The sequence below is a fragment of the Rhizobacter sp. P2_H2 genome (assembly GCF_056403375.1).
On record NZ_JBFUFP010000922.1, the window covers coordinates 1 to 2,193 of the forward strand.

At 71.9% G+C, this 2,193-nt stretch carries 3 protein-coding genes and 1 pseudogene; 3 read left to right on the forward strand and 1 reads right to left on the reverse strand.

Annotation, left to right across the window (positions count from 1 at the left end):
- Positions 1–138 carry a substrate-binding domain-containing protein gene (locus AC1D15_RS28265; RefSeq protein WP_477828626.1) on the forward strand — a complete coding sequence of 46 codons (138 nt, stop codon included), beginning with the start codon at positions 1–3 and terminating at the stop codon, positions 136–138.
- Between the two features lie 14 nt (positions 139–152).
- Here the strand turns inward: AC1D15_RS28265 and pcp are convergent, their stop codons facing one another.
- Positions 153–818: a pyroglutamyl-peptidase I gene (gene pcp / locus AC1D15_RS28270; RefSeq protein WP_477828624.1), complete on the reverse strand. Its 666-nt coding sequence runs from the start codon at positions 816–818 to the stop codon at positions 153–155.
- A gap of 117 nt (positions 819–935) precedes the next feature.
- On the opposite strand from pcp, the gene AC1D15_RS28275 reads away from it, so the two are divergent.
- Positions 936–1,481, forward strand: a complete 546-nt coding sequence (locus AC1D15_RS28275; RefSeq protein WP_477828625.1) for a YgjV family protein — start codon at positions 936–938, stop codon at positions 1,479–1,481.
- 37 nt (positions 1,482–1,518) lie between these two features.
- Positions 1,519–2,193: pseudogene (locus AC1D15_RS28280) on the forward strand (hypothetical protein); the annotation flags it as partial.

Below are 2,193 nucleotides of genomic sequence, written 5' to 3' on the forward strand. Positions count from 1 at the left end.
ATCCAGAACTACACCACCTATGCCGGCGCGCTGGGCGCGGCCAGCACGCACCGGGCGGCGGCGAGCGAGTTCCTGAAGAGCCTGGCCAGCGAAGAAGGCCGGCAGGCGCTGCGCAGCAAGGGCATGCTGCCGCCCTGATCAGGGCGCGTTCTTCAGTGTGTGTTGCCCGCTGCGAGGCGGATGTCCCGCTCGACGCCGAGCGCCGTGCCGGCCATCACGCGCACCGCCCGCAGCAGCGTGTCGAGCGCGAGGCTCGGCGCCGACGCATGCCGTATCGCCATCGCCGGCAGCCACGGCACGTGGATGAAGCCGCCGCGCAGCGCCGGGCGCTCGGTGGCGATGTAGTGCGACAGCGCGTAGAACACCGCATTGCAGACGTAGGTGCCGGCCGTCGACGAGATCGACGCCGGGATGCCGCCGTCGTGCAGCGCACGCAGCATCGCCTTGATCGGCAGCGTCGAGAAGTACGCAGCCGGTGCGCCCTCCACCACCGGCTCGTCGACCGGCTGCCGGCCGGCGTTGTCCGGGATGCGCGCATCGACGATGTTGATCGCCACACGCTCGATCGACACATCGGTGCGCCCGCCGGCCAGGCCCAGGCACAGCACCAGGGCCGGGTTCAGCTCCTCGATCGCATCGATCAGCACCGGGCCGGCGTCGTCGACCACGCAGGGCAGGCGACGGGCCGCGAACACCGCGCCGCCGAGGCGTTCGCCATCCAACGCATGCGCCGCCTCCCATGAAGGGTTGATCGTTTCGCCGCCGAACGGCTCGAAGCCGGTGACGAGGACGGTCTGCGGGGGTGTCGGTCGGGTCATGCGACATCCTACCCACCCAGCCGCTCCCCCGAACCTCTGCCGGTGAGAAGCGCCGTCATCCCGGTTCGATTCCGGGGACTGCCGGGTGAGCACTCGCCCGAGACTGTCGGCACCGCCATGCCGACCGACGACCTGCTCATCCACGCCACCGGCCTCGCCGCGCTGGCCATGAACGCCTTCGCGATGCTGCGCCGCTGCGAGAAATCGCTGCGGCTGCAGTCCGGCTTCGCCGGCCTGCTGTGGGCGCTCAACAACGTGCTGATCGGGGCCCACACGGCGGCGGCGCTGAACCTGGTCAGCGCCGGCCGCACCGCCACCTCGGCCGCCACGCTGCAACACGGCGCCGGCGCACGCAGCCTCGGCCTGGCCGCCTTCGGCGTCCTGACGGTGGCCACCGGCCTGCTGACCYGGAACGGCTGGGGCACGCTGTTCCTGATCGCCGCCTCGCTGTGGTCGACCTACGCGATGTTCTACATGACCGGGCGCACGCTGCGGTACTCGATGCTCGCGATCTCGGCGCTGTGGATGTACCACGCGTGGAGCTACGAAGCCTGGGAGCAGATGGCCGCCAACGTGCTGACGGCCGGCGCGGCGCTCTATGGCGGCTGGCGCTTCCATCGCCAGCCTCCTGACGAAGAAGCCGGCGAGCCGGCATCGCGCTGACCGCGCTGGCCCAACCCGGGTAGCATGGCGCCCGCCCATGACCGCCCTGCTCCAGACCCTCACGCTCACCCGCACCCGGCGCCGCCTCGCTTTGGCCGGCGCGATCGTCCTCGGCCTGATCCTGCTCGCCGTCATCGCGCTGCAGGTCGCGACCCGCCAGCTGCAGGCCGAAGTGGCGCTGGCCCTCGGTCCGCGCGCCAGCATCGGCGCGATCCGCCCCGGCTGGACCGGCATCGACGTGCTCGACCTGCGCATCCAGGGCCCGGCCGGCTGGCCGGTGGCCGACGAGCTGCGCGCGAGCCGCGTGCGCATCACGCCCGATCCGCGCAGCCTGTTCGGCGGGCCGTGGCGCATTGCGCAGGTGCGCGTCGAGGGCGCCTACCTGGCCGTGCTGCGCACCCGCGACGGCAAGACCCGCGTGCTGCCCTCGCTGCTGGAGAAGCCGCAGGACAAGACCAAACCCGCTTCATCCGCCACGTCGCCCGCCGCCAAACCCGACCCGCTCGCCAAGCCGCTGCTCACCATCGGCCGGGTCGCGCTCGACGGCGCACAGGTGGAGTTCTTCGACAGCTCGGTGCGCCAGCCGGCGCTGCGCCTGACGCTCGACCAGGTCGATGCCGACGTCGGCCCGCTGGTGCTGCCGCAGCTCGACAAGCCGCTGCAGGTGCAGCTCGACGGCGTGTTCAAGGGCGTGCAGCGCAACGGCCGCATC

What these genes read in the sequence shown, in the direction of transcription:
- pcp (WP_477828624.1), bottom strand. Translation starts at nt 818, where the DNA reads ATGACCCGACCGACACCCCCGCAGACCGTCCTCGTCACCGGCTTCGAG.